13 protein-coding genes are annotated in these 18097 nt (G+C 40.4%); 11 read left to right on the top strand and 2 right to left on the bottom strand.

Features of this window, described 5'->3' with window-relative positions:
• Window positions 1-3: 3 nt before the first annotated feature.
• The 4 genes from RI196_RS12345 (at window position 4) to RI196_RS12330 (ending at window position 3863) form a co-directional block, all read left to right on the top strand.
• Complete coding sequence (locus tag RI196_RS12345; RefSeq protein ID WP_063388139.1) at window positions 4-987, top strand: alpha-ketoacid dehydrogenase subunit beta; 984 nt, start codon at window positions 4-6, stop codon at window positions 985-987.
• A gap of 30 nt (window positions 988-1017) precedes the next feature.
• The gene (locus RI196_RS12340) at window positions 1018-2253 is read left to right on the top strand and encodes a dihydrolipoamide acetyltransferase family protein (protein ID WP_311066310.1); all 1236 of its coding nucleotides are present in this window, start codon (window positions 1018-1020) and stop codon (window positions 2251-2253) included.
• Between the two features lie 117 nt (window positions 2254-2370).
• Window positions 2371-2808, top strand: a complete 438-nt coding sequence (locus tag RI196_RS12335) for a BrxA/BrxB family bacilliredoxin (protein ID WP_063388141.1) — start codon at window positions 2371-2373, stop codon at window positions 2806-2808.
• Window positions 2809-2885: 77 nt separating this feature from the next.
• Complete coding sequence (locus tag RI196_RS12330; RefSeq protein ID WP_066247620.1) at window positions 2886-3863, top strand: aromatic acid exporter family protein; 978 nt, start codon at window positions 2886-2888, stop codon at window positions 3861-3863.
• A 425-nt stretch (window positions 3864-4288) separates the two neighbouring features.
• Here RI196_RS12330 and prli42 read toward each other — a convergent pair whose 3' ends face one another.
• The gene (gene prli42 / locus RI196_RS12325) at window positions 4289-4384 is read right to left on the bottom strand and encodes a stressosome-associated protein Prli42 (RefSeq protein ID WP_153028099.1); all 96 of its coding nucleotides are present in this window, start codon (window positions 4382-4384) and stop codon (window positions 4289-4291) included.
• A 150-nt stretch (window positions 4385-4534) separates the two neighbouring features.
• Here prli42 and RI196_RS12320 point away from each other — a divergent pair, with 150 nt between their 5' ends.
• Window positions 4535-5656, top strand: a complete 1122-nt coding sequence (locus RI196_RS12320) for a tripeptidase T (protein ID WP_063388143.1) — start codon at window positions 4535-4537, stop codon at window positions 5654-5656.
• A 190-nt stretch (window positions 5657-5846) separates the two neighbouring features.
• On the opposite strand, the gene gltC is transcribed toward RI196_RS12320, so the two are convergent.
• The gene (gltC, locus tag RI196_RS12315) at window positions 5847-6749 is read right to left on the bottom strand and encodes a glutamate biosynthesis transcriptional regulator GltC (RefSeq protein WP_063388144.1); all 903 of its coding nucleotides are present in this window, start codon (window positions 6747-6749) and stop codon (window positions 5847-5849) included.
• Between the two features lie 128 nt (window positions 6750-6877).
• On the opposite strand from gltC, the gene gltB reads away from it, so the two are divergent.
• The 6 genes from gltB to RI196_RS12285 all read left to right on the top strand — a co-directional run bounded on the left by gltB (window position 6878) and on the right by RI196_RS12285 (window position 18079).
• Entirely contained in the window at window positions 6878-11437 is a 4560-nt protein-coding gene (gene gltB, locus RI196_RS12310) for a glutamate synthase large subunit (protein WP_063388145.1), read from the top strand.
• Window positions 11438-11482: 45 nt separating this feature from the next.
• Window positions 11483-12964, top strand: a complete 1482-nt coding sequence (locus tag RI196_RS12305; RefSeq protein WP_063388146.1) for a glutamate synthase subunit beta — start codon at window positions 11483-11485, stop codon at window positions 12962-12964.
• 268 nt (window positions 12965-13232) lie between these two features.
• Window positions 13233-14453, top strand: a complete 1221-nt coding sequence (locus tag RI196_RS12300) for a DNA polymerase IV (protein WP_066247697.1) — start codon at window positions 13233-13235, stop codon at window positions 14451-14453.
• A gap of 110 nt (window positions 14454-14563) precedes the next feature.
• On the top strand, window positions 14564-15976 hold the full coding sequence (gene gnd / locus RI196_RS12295) for an NADP-dependent phosphogluconate dehydrogenase (RefSeq protein WP_063388147.1): 1413 nt from the start codon (window positions 14564-14566) through the stop codon (window positions 15974-15976).
• 226 nt (window positions 15977-16202) lie between these two features.
• Window positions 16203-16754, top strand: a complete 552-nt coding sequence (locus RI196_RS12290) for a hypothetical protein (protein ID WP_094246183.1) — start codon at window positions 16203-16205, stop codon at window positions 16752-16754.
• 161 nt (window positions 16755-16915) lie between these two features.
• On the top strand, window positions 16916-18079 hold the full coding sequence (locus tag RI196_RS12285; RefSeq protein WP_311066309.1) for a hypothetical protein: 1164 nt from the start codon (window positions 16916-16918) through the stop codon (window positions 18077-18079).
• The last annotated feature ends 18 nt before the right edge of the window (window positions 18080-18097 follow it).

Below are 18097 nucleotides of genomic sequence, written 5' to 3'. Positions count from 1 at the left end.
AAGATGCCAATTATGTCATATATCGAAGCAGTTACAGCTGCACTTCGTGAGGAAATGGAGCGAGATGAAAAAGTATTTCTACTAGGAGAAGATGTCGGGAAAAAAGGAGGAGTTTTTAAAGCGACTCAAGGGTTATATGAACAGTTTGGAGAAGAGAGGGTAATCGATGCTCCCCTTGCTGAATCTGCTATCGCTGGCGTCGGAATAGGAGCGGCCATGTACGGAATGCGCCCTGTTTGTGAAATACAATTTGCTGATTTTATTATGCCGGCTGTCAATCAAATTATTTCAGAAGCAGCGAAAATACGGTATCGCTCCAACAATGACTGGAACTGTCCGATTACGATTCGGGCGCCGTTTGGCGGAGGAGTGCACGGTGCTTTATACCATTCTCAGTCTGTTGAAGCGGTATTTGCCAACCAGCCCGGTTTGAAAATTGTCATACCTTCTACGCCGTATGACGTAAAAGGATTATTAAAAGCAGCGATACGCGATGATGATCCTGTCTTATTTTTTGAACATAAGCGGGCATACAGGCTCATTAAAGGGGAAGTTCCGGCAGATGATTATGTTTTGCCGATTGGAAAGGCGGATGTCAAGCTGGAAGGGGATGACATTACCGTTATTACATATGGATTGTGCGTTCATTTTGCTCTGCAGGCAGCTGAACGATTAGAAAAAGATGGAATTTCTGTCCACCTTTTAGATTTAAGAACGGTATATCCGCTTGATCAGGAGGCTATTATTGAGGCCGCTTCAAAAACCGGCAAGGTGCTTCTCGTGACTGAGGATAATAAAGAAGGCAGTGTAATGAGCGAGGTATCCGCCATTATTGCAGAGCATTGTTTGTTTGATCTTGATGCACCAATTAAACGGCTTGCAGGCCCGGATGTACCTGCGATGCCATTTGCACCGACAATGGAAAAATTTTTTATGATGAATGCAGAAAAAATTGAAAAAGCGATGAGAGAATTGGCAGAGTTTTAAAGTTGACCCTAATCTCAAGGAGGAATCAACGTGCTAATCGAAGAAATGAAAATGCCTCAATTAGGAGAAAGCGTGACAGAAGGAACAATCAGCAAGTGGCTCGTCTCCATCGGCGATAAGGTCAACAAATATGATCCCATTGCAGAAGTTATGACGGATAAAGTAAATGCAGAAGTTCCTTCATCATATACAGGTGTAATTAAAGAGCTTGTAGCTGAGGAGGGAGATACTCTCCAAGTTGGCGAAGTTATTTGCAGAATTGAAGTGGAGGCTGTGGCGGTTGAACAAGAAAAAAACATTCAGCCAAAAGACAGTCTTTATGCTAATGACCATCAGCCGGCTGAAAAAGAAGAAACGGAAAAGAAGACTATGAAAAACAGGTATTCTCCGGCAGTGCTCCGGCTAGCTCAAGAACATGATATTGATTTAGAAAAAGTCAACGGAACGGGAGCTTTCGGAAGAATTACCCGAAAAGATGTGTTGAAGCTGATTGAAGCAGGTAATATACCGAAAAAGGGCTCCTTGATCCAAGAAACGAAATCCTATAAATCACCTAAAACAGCCGGTGATACTGAAATTCCTGTTTCTGGGGTGCGCAAAGCCATTGCTCAAAATATGGCGCGAAGCAAAACAGAAATTCCCCATGCTTGGATGATGATTGAGGTCGATGTAACTGGGTTAGTTGAATTAAGAAATTCGATCAAGGAAGAATTTAAAGCAAAAGAAGGTTTTCCTTTAACATTTTTCCCGTTTTTTGTGAAAAGCGTTGCAGAAGCGTTGAAAGAATATCCGCAAATGAATTCGACTTGGGCGGGGGATAAAATTATTCAAAAGAAAGACATTAATATTTCGATCGCTGTTGCAACAGATGATGCGCTTTATGTACCAGTTATTAAACATGCTGATGAAAAATCCATTAAAGGAATTGCTCGAGAAATTAACGAGCTTGCTTTAAAGGTTAGAACGGGAACGATTGAAGCGAAGGAAATGGAAGGCGGTACATTTACCGTTAACAACACAGGTTCATTCGGCTCTATTCAATCAATGGGAATTATTAACTATCCACAAGCGGCTTTGCTGCAAGTAGAAACGATTGTGAAAAGATTAGTTGTCATGAAAAACGGAATGATCGCCGTGCGCGATATGGTGAATCTCTGCCTTTCTCTCGATCATAGAGTATTAGATGGGGTTGTATGCGGAAGATTTTTGCAAAGAGTAAAACAAATATTAGAAGGTATTTCGAAAGAAACGACATCCGTATATTAGTCCTTTGAGTTATTAGAAATAATGCTTAAGCAGAATTGGTTAACATTTGCTTCAAAGATTGCTGTTATTGTAAGATAACAATATAATGGTGAAAAAAAGGGAAAGGGGTGCGAATGAATGAGCATCGATTTTAATTTCTTCATGAACGACATAGTTCGCCAAGCGCGTGAGGAAATCGTTGCCGCTGGCTATACGGAATTGAAAACACCGGAAGAAGTGGATGAAGCTTTAACGAAAAAAGGAACCACTTTAGTAATGGTTAATTCTGTTTGCGGCTGTGCAGGCGGAATCGCAAGACCGGCTGCATATCATGCGCTCCATTATGATAAACGTCCTGATCAATTAGTGACTGTATTTGCAGGTCAAGATAAAGAAGCTACGGAACGAGCTAGATCTTATTTTACCGGTTATCCGCCGTCTTCTCCATCTTTTGCGCTGCTCAAGGATGGAAAGCTCGTTACCATGATTGAACGCCATGAAATCGAAGGACATGAGCCGATGTCTGTTGTCCAAAAATTGCAAGAGGCATTCGAGCAATATTGTGACGAAGTATAAAAAGAAAAGGCTGCCATTTTTAGATGTGGCGCCTTTTTTATTTCGAAAAGAGAATAGGCAAATGATGGTGATGAGTAATGAGAAAATTTAAAATCGGTTATCGTACGTTAAAAACAGCGATAGGTGCTCCTCTATCGATATTTTTAGCACAGCTGATGGATTTAAACCATTTTGTTTCCACCGGCATCATCGCGATTCTTTGTATTCAAGTAACAAAAAAGAAATCATTGAAAAGCGCTTGGTCCAGGTTTTTTGCTTGTATAACGGGAATGATGTTTTCTTTTCTTTTTTTTGAAATTTTTGGTTACCATCCAATTGTCATTGGATTTCTGTTGCTTTTTTTCATACCGACAATGGTGCTTTTTAAAACGACAGAAGGCATTGTAACGAGCGCTGTTATTATTTTGCACTTATATGAAGCAGGTCAAATAACGCTGGATATTGTTCAAAACGAACTTTTGATTATTGTGACAGGGATCGGAGTAGCGCTCTTAATGAATCTGTATATGCCGAGCCTAGAAAATGACCTTAATGTTTATCGAAAAGAAGTAGAAAAAAACTTTGCGGTTATTTTTGAAAAAATTGTAGCTTTTTTAAGAGAAGGCGACTATACGTGGGATGGAAAAGAAATTCCTGAGACAGCCGATCTCATTGAAAAAGGGAAAGGATTGGCGCTCCGAAATGTAGAAAATCGTTTGCTAAGACATGAAGACCAATATTATGCATATTTTAAAATGAGAGAAAAACAATTTGAAATCATTGAACGAGTGCTGCCGACGTTCACGATGATCACCGCAAACGTAGAACAAGCGCACCTTATTGCACAGTTTATTGAAGAGTTAAAAGACAACATTCATTCCGGAAATACAGCAAAGAAATTTTTAAAAAAGCTAGATGACATCAAAAAAGAGATGGAAAGGGCACCGCTTCCGAAAACAAGAAAGGAATTTGAAACGAGAGCAAGGCTTTATCATTTTTTATATGAAATGGAGCAATATTTAATTATTAAAAGCCAGTTTAAAGGTCTTGCCGACGCCAAAAAAGGAAAAGGATGAAGCGCTTGTCATTGAGCACAATAAAACGAGAGATCGTGTCAATGCTTTTTTCGTACATATGTTTAGAAGAAACGCCTTTACGAGCTGCACTTTTCAAAATACAAACAGAAGAATGGACCGTGTCTGCTGAAAAAAATCGGCTAAGAATGTTCACCATATCGGTTCGCATGATCTGAAAATATTCGTGAACAGCTATGGAATAAATCAGCGTGATCTGTAAAAAAATTCGCGGCAACGATGCCAAAAGTCCGCAGCGGACGAGATTGATTTTGCGAAAATGAATGTGCGGAATTCATGGACTTTATCGGAAAATATGTAACAAAAGGTAGTATGAGGACGAGCAATCGAGAGGAGGAAGCACCGATTTGAAAGAAATTGTTTTTCACCAAACAGCCTATGTGGTGTAAAAAGTGCATGTTGAATTTTTAAAGCCACATAGTGATGCCTGTTAAAATTGAGGTGATCAGCAATGAACCTAACATAATATAAACAACCCACTTTTGCATTTTTTTGCTTGTCATCATGATTCCCTCCACATACATGATTTATAAAACATTGTACAACGATTTTTTAGAGGGGACAACCTTCATCGACAGCTTCTTTTTGATTTCACAAGCGGAATCAAAATCGGTTACACTAAACATGAATACATAATTAGGAGGAAAGACAAAATGGTTCAGGAAAACCGGCTAGTGAATGAATTTTTAGAACTCGTGAAAATTGATTCAGAAACAAAATTTGAACGGGAAATAGCAAATGTATTAAAGCAAAAATTTACCGAGCTTGGACTACAAGTAATAGAAGACGAATCAATTGAAAAAACAGGACATGGAGCAGGAAATTTAATTTGTACGCTAGAGGCGACGAAAGAAGGCGTTGATACGATTTATTTTACCTCTCATATGGATACGGTCGTACCTGGAAAAGGGGTAAAACCTTCTATACAAAACGGATATATTGTGACGGACGGAACAACGATTTTAGGCGCTGATGATAAAGCGGGCCTTGCCGCAATGCTGGAAGCGGTGCGTGTATTAAAAGAAAATAACATTCCTCACGGGAAAATCGAGTTTGTCATTACGGTTGGAGAAGAATCAGGTTTAATTGGGGCAAAAGCGCTCGATTCAAAACTGATTACCGCGCAATACGGGTATGCATTGGACAGTGACGGAAAAGTTGGAGACATTATTGTTTCGGCGCCGACACATGCAAAAATTAAAGCGACGATTCACGGAAAAACCGCTCATGCCGGGGTTGCGCCAGAAAAAGGAATTTCCGCTATTACGGTTGCAGCAAAAGCAGTTGCCAATATGCCTTTAGGCCGAATCGATGAAGAAACAACGGCAAATATCGGCCGTTTTGAAGGGGGAACGCAAACAAATATCGTATGCGACCGCGTTGATATTTTAGCTGAAGCGCGTTCACTTGTACCTGAAAAATTGGAGCAGCAAGTACAAAAAATGAAGGAAGCTTTTGAAACAGCTGCTGCCGAAATGGGAGCAAAAGCAGAAGTGGATATTAACGTAATGTATCCCGGATTTACGTTTACCGATGAAGATAAGGTCGTTCAAATTGCTAAAAAAGCTATCAAAACAATCGGCAGAGAGAGCAGATTGTTAAAAAGCGGGGGCGGAAGCGATGCGAATATTATCGCTGGCTTCGGTATTCCGACTGTTAATCTTGCTGTTGGTTATGAGGAAATTCATACAACAAATGAAAAAATGCCGATTGAGGAGCTTGTCAAAACAGCAGAATTAGTTGTCGCCATTATAAAAGAGGTAGCAAACCAATAGAGCTTTGAAAATTTGAAGCCGGAAGCTCGTCACTCAGCAAACGATCCGATGTGCCAGGCCTTAGGCTTCATAATAAGAATTGACAGCTCCAAAACATCTGCAAGACCTCTGATAGTTTTTACAACCTCCGGCTTCTATAATATTGACAGCCGTTCCGCTCTTCCAGCGTCGTGTTGGAAGAGCATCTTTTTTATTGATATTTTTCTAGTACTGAGAAAAACTCTTTAGCAAATTGATAAAAAACTTTAACGGACGGGGCCAGCTCGTAATTTTTCGATATAATAATGCCGACATTTCTGCTTACACGAGGCATTTCAATCGGAATTTTTACCGTAAAACGAGGCATTGTTTCATAAAAAGTGCTTTCAGGCAGCAATGTTACGCCAATTTCTGCCGATACGAGCCCTTTGATGGCATCTAAATCTTCCCCTTCCGATGAAATAATTGGGGAAAATCCAGCCTGTTGACACGCTTCATGCACGATTTTATGCAGAATATAACCTTCTGGAAACGTCACAAACGGTTCATTACGCAATTCAGTCAGCACTAAGCTTTTTTTATGCGCAAGCGGATGATTGTGCGGCAAAAGGGCTGCAAAGGATTCCGTAAATAAAATATCCCCTTTCACATCGTTGTCATCCGTCGGAATAGGACCGAGAAAAGCTAAATCGATTTCTCTTTTTTTGACGGCTTCAATTAAATATTTATAAGAACCTTGTCGCAAATGAAAGGAAACGTTCGGGTGTTTTGCTTTAAAAGCGGAAATAACAGTCGGCATTGTATGGCTTGCCAAGCTCGTCGGAAAGCCGATTTTAACTGTTCCTCTTTCCGGATCCAAAAATTCTTCAATTTGCTGTTTGGCGTGTTCGATCGCTTTTAAAGCCGTCTCGACATGGGGCAAAAAATGACGTCCAATTGGAGTAAGCTTAACATTCCTTCCTTCCCTTTCAAAAAGCTCCACTCCGAGCTCCGCCTCTAAATTTGCTATTTGCCTGCTGATAGCCGACTGTGCGACATGAAGGGCTTCAGCAGCTTCTGAAACATGCTCCCGCTTCGCAACCTCCCAAAAATATATAAGCTGTCTCAGTTCCATTTGACTCACCCCCAAGCAATTTATATCAAAATGAGATTATTATTATCTAAATTATATATTGTTAATATTATTTTTGAAAACTACAATTATACATACAGACTTATCGGCATGAGAATGGGGGAGAAGAGATGAAACAGATAGGATTACCAAAGGCACAAGGTCTCTATCGTCCTGAATTTGAACATGATGCATGTGGGATCGGTTTATATGCTCATCTGAAGGGGAAACCTTCTCATGATATTGTCAAAAAAGGCCTTCACATGCTTTGTCAATTGGAGCACCGCGGCGGACAAGGAAGCGATCCGAAAACTGGAGACGGTGCAGGCATTATGGTTCAAATTCCGCACAATTATTTTAAAGTTGCTTGCGGACGAATGAACCTTCCAGAAAAAGGACGATATGGAGTCGGAATGGTCTTTTTGCCGAGTCGTGAACATGATCGGATACATTATGAAACAGAAATCAATAAAATCATTGAAAAAGAAGGACAAATATTATTAGGTTGGAGAACTGTGCCGGTAAATTCTGAAAAGATCGGTTGGCTTGCAAAAGAGAGCAAACCTTTCATCAGACAAGTATTTATTGGGGCGAGCGATGATATTCAAGACGAGCTTACTTTTGAGAGAAAGCTGTATGTTATTCGGAAACAAGCAGAACGTCTTGTTCAAAATAATGAATTTTATTTTGCAAGTTTATCAAGCCGGACAATTGTTTATAAAGGTCTCTTGACGCCTGAACAATTAGATGAATTTTATGTAGACTTGCAGGACGAGAGATTTCAATCAGCTTTTGCTCTAGTCCACTCCCGATTCAGCACCAATACGTTCCCAAGCTGGGAAAGAGCGCATCCAAACAGATATTTAATCCATAATGGCGAGATCAACACATTGCGCGGCAATGTGAATTGGATGGCTGCAAGGGAAAAGCTGTTTGTTTCAGACGTTTTCGGGGATGATTTGACAAAAATCACACCTATTTTAGATATGAACGGAAGCGATTCATCCATTTTAGACAACGCTTTTGAATTTTTTGTGCTGGCAGGGAAAAAGCTGGCGCACGCGGCGATGATGCTTATTCCTGAACCGTGGTTTTGGGATGATGAAATGGATGATGATAAGAAAGCATTTTATGAGTTTCACAGCTGTTTTATGGAGCCGTGGGACGGTCCAACGGCCATCTCGTTTACAGACGGAAAGCAGATCGGAGCTATTTTGGACCGCAATGGACTTAGACCAGCCCGCTACTATGTGACGAAAGATGATTACATTATTTTCTCATCAGAAGTCGGTGTGATTGATGTTGAACCGGAAAATGTGCTTTATAAAGACCGGCTGAGTCCAGGAAAAATGCTGTTGATTGACTTGGAAGAAGGAAGAATCATTTCTGATCAGGAAATCAAAGAAGAAATCGCCAAAGAAAAACCATATCGCCAGTGGATCAATGATCAGATGATTTCTATTTTCGACATCAATGTCCCTGAAGATGTTGAAAAGGTTGACGATCTAACCAAACTCCAAAAAGCGTTTGGTTATACGTATGAAGATGTTGAAAAAACAATTGCAGCAATGGTGATCGATGGAAAAGATCCGATCGGCGCAATGGGAAATGATACTCCTCTTGCAGTGCTGTCAGATCGCCCGCAAAGCTTGTTTAATTATTTTAAACAATTGTTTGCCCAAGTAACGAATCCTCCGATTGATGCGATTCGTGAATCGATCGTCACTTCTACGATGACACTGTTAGGAAAAGAAGGAAATATTCTCGATCCTGATCCATCAGCAGCACGACGCATTCGCTTAGAATCTCCAATTCTTTCGAATGAAGAACTCGCTGCTTTGAAAAATAATCCGTATCCTGAATTTAAATGCGTCACTTTGCCAGCTTTGTTTAAAGATGATTTGAAAAATGCATTAGATCAGCTCTTTCAAGCTGCTGATGAAGCGGTGGAAAACGGCGCTACACTTCTAGTTTTATCAGATCGCGGAGTAAATGAAGAATATGCAGCAATTCCAGCACTGCTTGCCGGAAGCGCTCTGCATCAATATATGGTGAAAAAAGGAACCCGCACGAAAGCAAGCATTATTGTTGAATGCGGAGAAGCGAGAGAAGTGCACCATTTTGCGGCTCTAATAGGATATGGTGTAGATGCGGTCAATCCTTATTTAGCTTTAGAAACAGTGCGAAATGCTGTTCAAAAGGGAACGATTCCATATTCATATAAAGAAGCAGTAAAAAGATTTAAAAAAGCGGTGACAGACGGGGTCGTCAAAGTCATGTCAAAAATGGGAATTTCTACGATTCAAAGCTACCGCGGAGCCCAAATTTTTGAAGCGGTCGGCATTGGAGAAGAAGTTATCGAGGAATACTTCACTGGAACAGCCTCGCAAATTGGAGGAATCGGATTAAAAGAAATTGAAAAAGAAGCGAAAATGCGTCATGCTCAAGGATTTAAAACAACTTATCGAGATGAAACGCTCGATCCAGGCAGCGAATTTCAATGGAGAAGAAACGGAGAACACCATGCATTCAATCCGAAAACGATCCATACGCTGCAATGGGCATGCCGGAAAAACGATTATAAGTTATTTAAAGAATACTCGAAGATGGCCAATGAAGAGCAAGTGACGTTTTTGCGCAACTTGTTTGAATTCAATGAATCTAGAAAACCGATTCCTATTGAAGAAGTTGAGCCGGTGGAATCGATCGTACGCCGCTTTAAAACAGGAGCAATGTCCTTCGGTTCCTTAAGCAAGGAAGCGCATGAAGCATTGGCGGTTGCAATGAACCGCATCGGTGGAAAAAGCAACAGCGGTGAAGGTGGAGAAGATCCGAACCGCTATGTTCCAGATGAAAATGGAGATTTGAAGCGAAGTGCCATAAAACAAGTAGCTTCCGGCCGCTTCGGCGTGAAAATCCATTATTTAGTCAATGCTGACGAGCTGCAAATTAAAATGGCTCAAGGAGCAAAGCCAGGTGAGGGCGGACAGCTGCCAAGCAAAAAGGTGTATCCTTGGATCGGAAAAGTTCGCGGCTCTACACCGGGTGTGGAATTGATTTCACCGCCTCCGCACCATGACATTTATTCAATTGAAGACTTGGCGCAGCTTATTCATGATTTGAAAAACGCGAATAGAGATGCCCGAATCAGCGTCAAGCTTGTTTCAAAAGCTGGAGTAGGAACGATTGCTGCTGGAGTTGCGAAAGGTGCAGCGGACGTTATTACAATCAGCGGCTATGACGGCGGTACCGGGGCATCTCCAAAGACGAGCATTAAGCATGCCGGACTTCCGTGGGAGCTCGGCCTTAGTGAAACACATCAAACGCTTATGCTCAACGGATTGCGTGACCGAGTCGTTCTTGAAACAGACGGCAAGCTGATGACAGGCCGTGATGTTGTGATGGCGGCATTGTTCGGGGCAGAAGAATTTGGTTTTGCAACCGCTCCTCTAGTCGTTCTAGGATGTGTCATGATGCGTGTATGTCATCTTGATACATGTCCAGTCGGAGTGGCAACGCAAAATCCTGAACTTCGTGAAAAATTTATGGGCAAGCCAGAGCATGTTGTTAATTTCATGTATTTCATCGCGCAGGAAGTTCGCGAAATCATGGCAAGCCTCGGATTCCGAACTATTGATGAAATGGTTGGAAGAGTAGATGTATTGAAGGTTAGCGACCGTGCAAAAAAACATTGGAAAGCAAAGCATCTTGACCTATCCCGCTTGCTTTATCAAGTGGAGGGTCCGCGAACATTTGCACGTCCGCAAAACCATAAAATCGACCAGTCATTAGACGTGAACGAAGTATTGCCGAAAGTTGAAGAGGCAATTAAACGGAAAGAAAAAGTTGAACTCCATTTGAACATTAAAAATGTGAACCGCGTCGTTGGAACCATTACAGGCAGCGAAATTGCAAAACAATATGGCGAAGAGGGGCTGCCGGAAGATACGATCAATCTTCATTTCTACGGCTCAGCAGGTCAAAGCTTTGCTGCGTTTGTACCGAAAGGAATGACGATGACGCTTACTGGCGACGCCAATGATTACATTGGAAAAGGCTTATCCGGCGGAAAAGTAATTGTCCGTCACCCGAAAGAAGCATCTTTTGCATCAAGTGACAATGTCATTATTGGAAATGTGGCGTTCTACGGTGCAACGAGCGGTGAAGCATATATTCAAGGGCGAGCCGGCGAAAGATTTTGTGTAAGAAACAGCGGTGTGAATGCTGTTGTTGAAGGTGTCGGCGATCACGGTTGTGAATATATGACCGGAGGACGTGTTGTCATTCTCGGATCTGTCGGCAAAAACTTTGCAGCTGGTATGTCCGGAGGCATTGCTTACGTATTGGCGGATGATCAGGAGAAATTCAAACGAACAGCCAATAAGGAATTAGTGTTATTTGAATCTCTTGAAGATGAAGAAGAAATCCGCACTGTATATGACATGATTTCGAAGCATTTCCAATATACAGAAAGTCCAAAGGCCCGGCATATATTAGATCATTGGGAAGAGTATGTCGGAAGATTTATTAAAGTGATACCTAGAAACTACAAATTAATGATCAGCACGATTGAAAAAATGGAAAATTCAGGTCTTACGAAAGAAGAAGCTGTACTTGCAGCATTTGAAGCGGTTGCGAATGAGAAAACAACCGCCGGTGAACCATTCGCTTTACAGGCTGTTGCAAATTAACCTCATTGCACACCTAGTGAATGGATGAAAAGGAGGGGGAGACTCGTGGGAAAAGCAACAGGTTTTATGGAGTATGTACGCGAAGAAGAGAAAAAACGTGATCCGCTTTCCCGCCTTGATGATTGGAAGGAATATTCATTCCCGTTTTCAAATGAAACACTTGCCAGACAAGGTGCCCGCTGCATGGACTGCGGGACTCCTTTCTGTCATATGGGAATGGAGATCAACGGCTTAACATCAGGTTGTCCGATTCATAATTTAATCCCTGAATGGAATGATCTTGTTTATAGAGGTAGATGGAAGGAAGCGCTGGACCGTCTTTTAAAAACAAATAATTTTCCTGAATTTACCGGAAGGGTTTGCCCTGCACCGTGTGAAGGATCTTGTACGGTTGCGATTTCAGATCCTGCTGTTGCCATTAAAGGCATCGAGCGCGCAATAATCGATAAAGGGTTTGACGAAGGATGGGTTCAGCCGAGAATTCCTGAAAAGCGCACAGGTAAAAAAGTCGCTATTGTTGGGTCAGGTCCTGCCGGTCTGGCATGTGCGGATCAATTGAACCAAGCGGGACATTCCGTTACGGTTTATGAGCGGGCTGATCGAATCGGCGGGTTATTAATGTACGGTATTCCGAATATGAAGCTTGAGAAGGAAATTGTTGAAAGAAGAGTGCGTCTTTTAGAAGAAGAAGGAATTACGTTTATAACTAATACGGAAGTAGGCAAAGACATCACCGCTGATGAGCTTCGCTCCCAATATGATGCTGTTGTTTTATGCACAGGAGCGCAAAAGCAGCGTGATCTTGTGATTGAAGGAAGAGAATTAAACGGCGTGCACTTTGCGATGGATTATTTAACAGAAACGACGAAAAGCCTGCTCAATTCTAATTTTGCAGACAAAAAGTTTATTGATGCAAAAGATAAGCATGTCATCGTCATTGGCGGCGGTGATACAGGTGCTGACTGTGTAGCGACAGCATTGCGGCAAAAGTGTAAAAGCGTTGTGCAATTTGGTAAACATCCAGCCTTGCCGAAGGAGCGGGCGGAAGGCAATCCATGGCCTCAAGCTCCGCTGGTCTTTACGTTAGATTATGCATATGAGGAAGCCAAAAGCAAATTCGGACAGGATCCTCGTCAATTTTGCATCCAAACAAAGAAAATTGTCGGCGATGAAAATGGCAATGTAAAAGAATTGCATACGATTCAAATGGAAAAATCATTTGATGAAAACGGCAATGCGGTGTTTAAAGAAATACCCGGCACAGAAAAAGTATGGCCGTGCGATTTAGTCTTTATCGCAATCGGCTTTGAAGGGCCGGAACAGCCTGTTCTGAAGCAATTTGGCGTTGAAACGGTAAACCGGAAAGTGAACGCTCCGTACGGCAAATTTACAACAAATGTAGAAGGCGTATTTGCCGCAGGTGACGCAAGAAGAGGACAGAGCTTGATTGTCTGGGCGATTCATGAGGGAAGAGGTGCCGCAAGGGAAGTGGATCGCTTCTTAATGGGAGCGACGAATTTACCTTAAAATTATATTTTGAAATCCCGGGGCTGTCTAGAAAGTCCAATCGCCATTGAAAATAAAAATCATAAACACCGATATATCAACGTTTCTAAAACATTAATGGGGGCGTCAATAAGCCGTAAAAACGACTTATTAGACACCCCCTTTCCTTTATTTTTAAAGCATTTGCATAGCAGGCAGCAAGAAATGCCAGCTTCATTCAGCTCTGTCCGCCCATTCAAAAGAACAAGGGAGCCTCTTTTATTTATGTATGGTACAATGATATTGGGTGATGTGTATGAGCCGCGTTATTTTGCATATTGATATGAATAGTTTTTACGCATCTGTTGAGGCTGCCTTTGATCCGTCGTTAAAAGGGCTGCCGCTTGCGATAGCCGGCAACCCGGAGGAGAGGAAAGGAATTGTTGTGACTTGCAGCTATGAAGCTAGAGCGTTTGGGGTAAAGACGACCATGCCAGTATGGGAGGCAAAGAAGCTTTGCCCGAATTTAATTGTCAAAAAGCCCCGTTTTGATCGTTATCGAAAAGCATCGAAAGCAATGTTTGCGATTTTATGTTCATACACACCGATTGTAGAGCCGGTTTCTATAGACGAAGGATATATGGATGTCACAGACGTCGCAAGACATCCGCTCGATCTGGCAAAAGAAATTCAACAGCGGCTTCTTGATGAGTTGGAGCTGCCGTCCAGCATCGGAATTGCCCCGAATAAATTTTTGGCTAAAACAGCTTCTGATATGAAAAAGCCTTTAGGCATAACGGTTTTAAGGAAGAGGGATATTAAAGAGAAATTGTGGCCTCTTGATGTAGAAGAGATGCATGGCGTAGGGGCGAAAACAGCTGAAAAATTAAAGAAGATCGGAATTCGGACAATCGGTGACCTTGCAAGAGGAAACGACGTTCAATTAGAAAAAATAATTGGCATTAATGGATTAAGGTTAAAAGAAAAAGCAAACGGCATTGACCATCGCCCGGTTGATCCATCGTCCGTTTATGATTTTAAAAGCGTCGGAAATCAGATGACGCTGCCCGAAGATGCAACAAATGAAGAAGAGTTAAAGAATGCCCTGAAAAGTTTGGCGAAATCGGTAAGTCTCCGATTGAAGAAAAAAGAGGCGGTAGCGACAAAAGTTGCAGTGATGCTTCGCTATAAAGACCGGACGACTGTAACAAAAAGTATGAAATTAGAAAACCCAACCGATGATGAAAGAACAATTTTCCAGCATGCTTTGATTGTTTTTCAAAAGCTGTGGAAAAACGAGCCTGTGCGCCTGCTCGGCATAACAGGGCAGGATGTGATGCACAAAAAAAATGCTTTTAAACAGCTTGATCTATTTACTTTTGAAGAAGAAGCGAAAAATGAACCGCTCCATCAGGCGATAGAAAAATTGTCTGAAAAATATGGAGAAGGAATTATCAAAAAAGGACTGAGCATGCATAAAGAGATTGATTCTTTCGGCTCGAGCTTCGGGAAAGATTTTTTCTTTAAATAAGTTTTTTAAGCCTGTACTTTGTATATGGCTTTGACTTGAAAACAATCTATTAATTATGGTATTTTCAGTTCTGTAGAATAGTTATTCGAAATAGAAAGGGACGTATTCATATGTCAAAACAGCAAATAGGTGTTATCGGATTAGCAGTAATGGGAAAAAATTTAGCATTGAATATTGAAAGCAGAGGCTACAGCGTTTCTGTCTACAACCGTTCTTCAGAAAAAACAGACGAAATGCTAAAAGAAGCAGCAGGAAAAAAAATCGTCGGAACGTATAGTATAGAGGAATTTGTCAATTCTCTTGAAAAGCCTCGAAAAATTTTACTGATGGTTAAAGCGGGTGCTGCGACTGATGCAACTATTGAACAGCTTCTTCCATATCTCGATGAAGGAGATATTTTAATTGACGGCGGAAATACATATTATAAAGATACTCAACGCCGCAGCAAACAGCTCGCTGAACGCGGCATCCATTTCATTGGCACAGGGGTTTCCGGCGGGGAAGAAGGAGCTTTAAAAGGCCCTTCCATCATGCCGGGAGGACAAAAAGAGGCTCATGAGCTTGTGCGTCCAATTTTTGAAGCGATCGCCGCTAAGGTAAATGGTGAGCCGTGCACCACCTACATTGGTCCAGATGGAGCAGGACATTACGTAAAAATGGTGCATAACGGCATTGAATACGGAGATATGCAATTAATTTCCGAAGCTTACTTCATTTTAAAACATGTTCTAGGGTTAAATGCTCAAGAGCTTCATGAAGTGTTTGCTGAATGGAATAAAGGAGAGCTCGACAGCTATTTAATTGAAATTACAGCAGATATTTTCACAAAAATCGATGAAGAAACAGGAAAACCGCTTGTCGATGTCATTCTTGACACCGCCGGGCAAAAAGGAACAGGAAAATGGACAAGCCAAGACGCGCTCGATTTAGGAATCCCTCTTCCGATCATTACTGAATCGGTATTTGCCCGTTTTATTTCCGCCATGAAGGAAGAGCGTGTTAAAGCAAGCAAACTGTTGAGCGGACCGAATGTACGGCCTTATGAAGGAAGCAAGGAAGAACTCATTGAAGCTGTTCGCAAAGCGCTGTACATGAGCAAAATTTGTTCTTATGCTCAAGGGTTTGCGCAAATGAAAGCAGCAAGCGAAGAGTATAATTGGAATTTAAAATACGGCGATATTGCCATGATCTTCCGCGGCGGCTGCATCATCCGCGCAGCGTTTTTGCAAAAAATCAAAGACGCTTACGATCGCGACCCTGATCTTCCAAACCTACTGTTGGACCCTTATTTTAAAGAAATTGTTGAAAGCTATCAGGGAGCTTTACGACAAGTTATTGCGATTGCCATCGAAAGAGGAATTCCAGTGCCGTGCTTCTCTGCCGCTCTTGCTTATTATGACAGCTACCGCACTGAAACATTGCCGGCAAACTTAATTCAAGCACAGCGCGATTATTTCGGCGCTCATACGTATCAGCGCGTTGACAAAGAAGGCATCTTCCATACAGATTGGCTGAATAAATAACGATAAAAAGCATCGGTTTTAACCGATGCTTTTTCATTTCGCCATGATTCCTTTCTCGTGAGCACCGTTCTGCTATTTTTCATTTTGAAAAAGAAAAATACAAAATTTTTCTTGATAAAAATTTCAACATAAATTACTATAAATTCAAATAAAGGTTATATATTCCATTAAGATATAAAACTAGACTTATAATTCATTTGCTAAAAAGCGAGATGAGTGATAAAAAATGATCCAATGGATAAAGGATAATAAATTTTCCAGCTATGTATTGTTTTTTATTGCTTTTACATTGTCGTTCATTTCGATCATTCTGTCCATCTATATATCGATGGGCTCAGAGGCGGAAAATATTCCAATCATGCTGAAAAAAGAAGGGGCGCCGGCTTATGCAATTTTCGGAATTGTCCTCGTGTTTATTATATTATCAGTCATAATGCAATTATTTGTAGGAGCTTCCATTACTCATTTTTTCGTAAAATTTCTATTTAGAATTCCTTTACAATTTTCTTTATTTTATAGAGTTTATCTTATTTTCACTTCTTTTTTAGCGCTATCGATTATTTGGCAATTGTTTATGTTCCGAGATACTTCGAATATTTTTTTCATTGTAGCCAATCCGTTTTTACTCTCAGGTCTTTTTGCTCTTTTTATTCTATTGAAAAGAATGGCGAATTTAAGCTGGAAAAAGCCGCTCCTTTTCACCATTTTTTCTTTATTCGTCTATTTGGCTTTTACATTTTTAGGAGGTTACGTATTTGATGAAGAATACATTATGTGACGTGATCTTTTCTAATATGGCATCAGGATGAAGTTATGCAGTTTATTATAAAGGGTGCACTAAAAGCGGCTTTTAAAATTTAGTACTCTTAAAATATCACATGATTCATCCTTATTCACGAGAAAACCGATCTAAACTTGTGTAAGCGAGTATGATAAGACATGTATTTAAAATTATGCTATTTATTAACGAATAAAATCATCAAAGTATTTATAAACAGGCTTTTTTATTTAAGCGATGGAATTGGATTGAAGTCTAATATTTTTAATCCGATCCTTCAAATACTGAAAAGATATGCTGTTTTTGTATGTTTGGCTGCTTATATATTCTGGTTTGTACTTGCGGTCTTATTCCAAATCTTGTTTCACCATATTTCCTTGCCCATAAAAACATTGAATTTATTGATTATCTTATATATTTTGCAGCTGTGTATAATTCAGGCTGGAAGCGGTGTTAGCGATGAAATTCGCAATTTTGCAATTGAAAGCAGATTTTCAGCAGACATAAAGAAGAAATTGATCATCACTAATGAATTTTTAGGCTTCTTTTTAATATGGCTGTTTCTTTTGCTCGTGTCATTGCCTTTTTTTATCGTACAGACATATTACAACTCCTATGCAGGCTTTGTTTTTCTTCTGCAAATCTTTTCATTTTTGTTCTTCTATGGGTTTGTGCTGGCATTTATAAAATTTTTATTATTTGTGTTCAAGCGAAGCTACCCCTTTGGAAGCAATCGGTTCATTATTTCTTTCATTTATTTGCTTCTCTGTTTATTCATCAATGGAAAAAAAGAAGATCTTGAATTTTTTGTTGGTTCTGCCGTTCGTTATTTTATTCACGGAGATTTTGCGGATTTTGTAATAAAATTTGTCCCTACCGAAGTCAATTTATATGAGTTGAGAATACATGGATGGCTGTTTTTGCTGGGCATTGTTTTAATAGGAATTTGCTTGTTTTTCTTTCATAAAGCCTGCGATTATTTATTCATTGAAAAGCAAATAATACGATCTTTTTCTAAATACCATTTGCCTAAAAAGAAGTCATTATATATTTTTTTCAATTATATAAGATCAAACGGGATCATCAACAGCCATTTTTTCGTGACGTATACATTAACTGTTCTGCTGTTTCTATTTGTCGAATCTCTTCCTATAAAGGTGAATGATATATCCCTTTTTACAGTTTTTCTATTTATTTCTCTATTCATGAATCATAATCATTCGAATATCATTTTGCTTTGTAAAAGACATAAACTTTCGATCATTCAAACGTCTGTTATGTTTTCGTATATTTTATGGGTTCAATACTTTATAATGCTCCCATAAGGTGAGACACATGAGCGT

This window comes from Aeribacillus composti (genome assembly GCF_031760945.1).
In the GTDB taxonomy this organism is placed as follows: Bacteria; Bacillota; Bacilli; order Bacillales; family Aeribacillaceae; genus Aeribacillus; species Aeribacillus composti.
Note: the sequence above shows the minus strand (reverse complement) of the source record. Positions and strands in the feature narration are given on the sequence as shown.

Bases quoted from the DNA above. Each gene is read 5' to 3' on its own strand.
- RI196_RS12345 (WP_063388139.1), top strand. From the start codon at position 4: ATGCCAATTATGTCATATATCGAAGCAGTTACAGCTGCACTTCGTGAG.
- RI196_RS12335 (WP_063388141.1), top strand. From the start codon at position 2,371: ATGAGCATCGATTTTAATTTCTTCATGAACGACATAGTTCGCCAAGCG.
- RI196_RS12330 (WP_066247620.1), top strand. From the start codon at position 2,886: ATGAGAAAATTTAAAATCGGTTATCGTACGTTAAAAACAGCGATAGGT.
- prli42 (WP_153028099.1), bottom strand. From the start codon at position 4,384: ATGACAAGCAAAAAAATGCAAAAGTGGGTTGTTTATATTATGTTAGGT.
- RI196_RS12320 (WP_063388143.1), top strand. From the start codon at position 4,535: ATGGTTCAGGAAAACCGGCTAGTGAATGAATTTTTAGAACTCGTGAAA.
- gltC (WP_063388144.1), bottom strand. From the start codon at position 6,749: ATGGAACTGAGACAGCTTATATATTTTTGGGAGGTTGCGAAGCGGGAG.
- gltB (WP_063388145.1), top strand. From the start codon at position 6,878: ATGAAACAGATAGGATTACCAAAGGCACAAGGTCTCTATCGTCCTGAA.
- RI196_RS12300 (WP_066247697.1), top strand. From the start codon at position 13,233: ATGTGTATGAGCCGCGTTATTTTGCATATTGATATGAATAGTTTTTAC.
- gnd (WP_063388147.1), top strand. From the start codon at position 14,564: ATGTCAAAACAGCAAATAGGTGTTATCGGATTAGCAGTAATGGGAAAA.
- RI196_RS12290 (WP_094246183.1), top strand. From the start codon at position 16,203: ATGATCCAATGGATAAAGGATAATAAATTTTCCAGCTATGTATTGTTT.
- RI196_RS12285 (WP_311066309.1), top strand. From the start codon at position 16,916: ATGTATTTAAAATTATGCTATTTATTAACGAATAAAATCATCAAAGTA.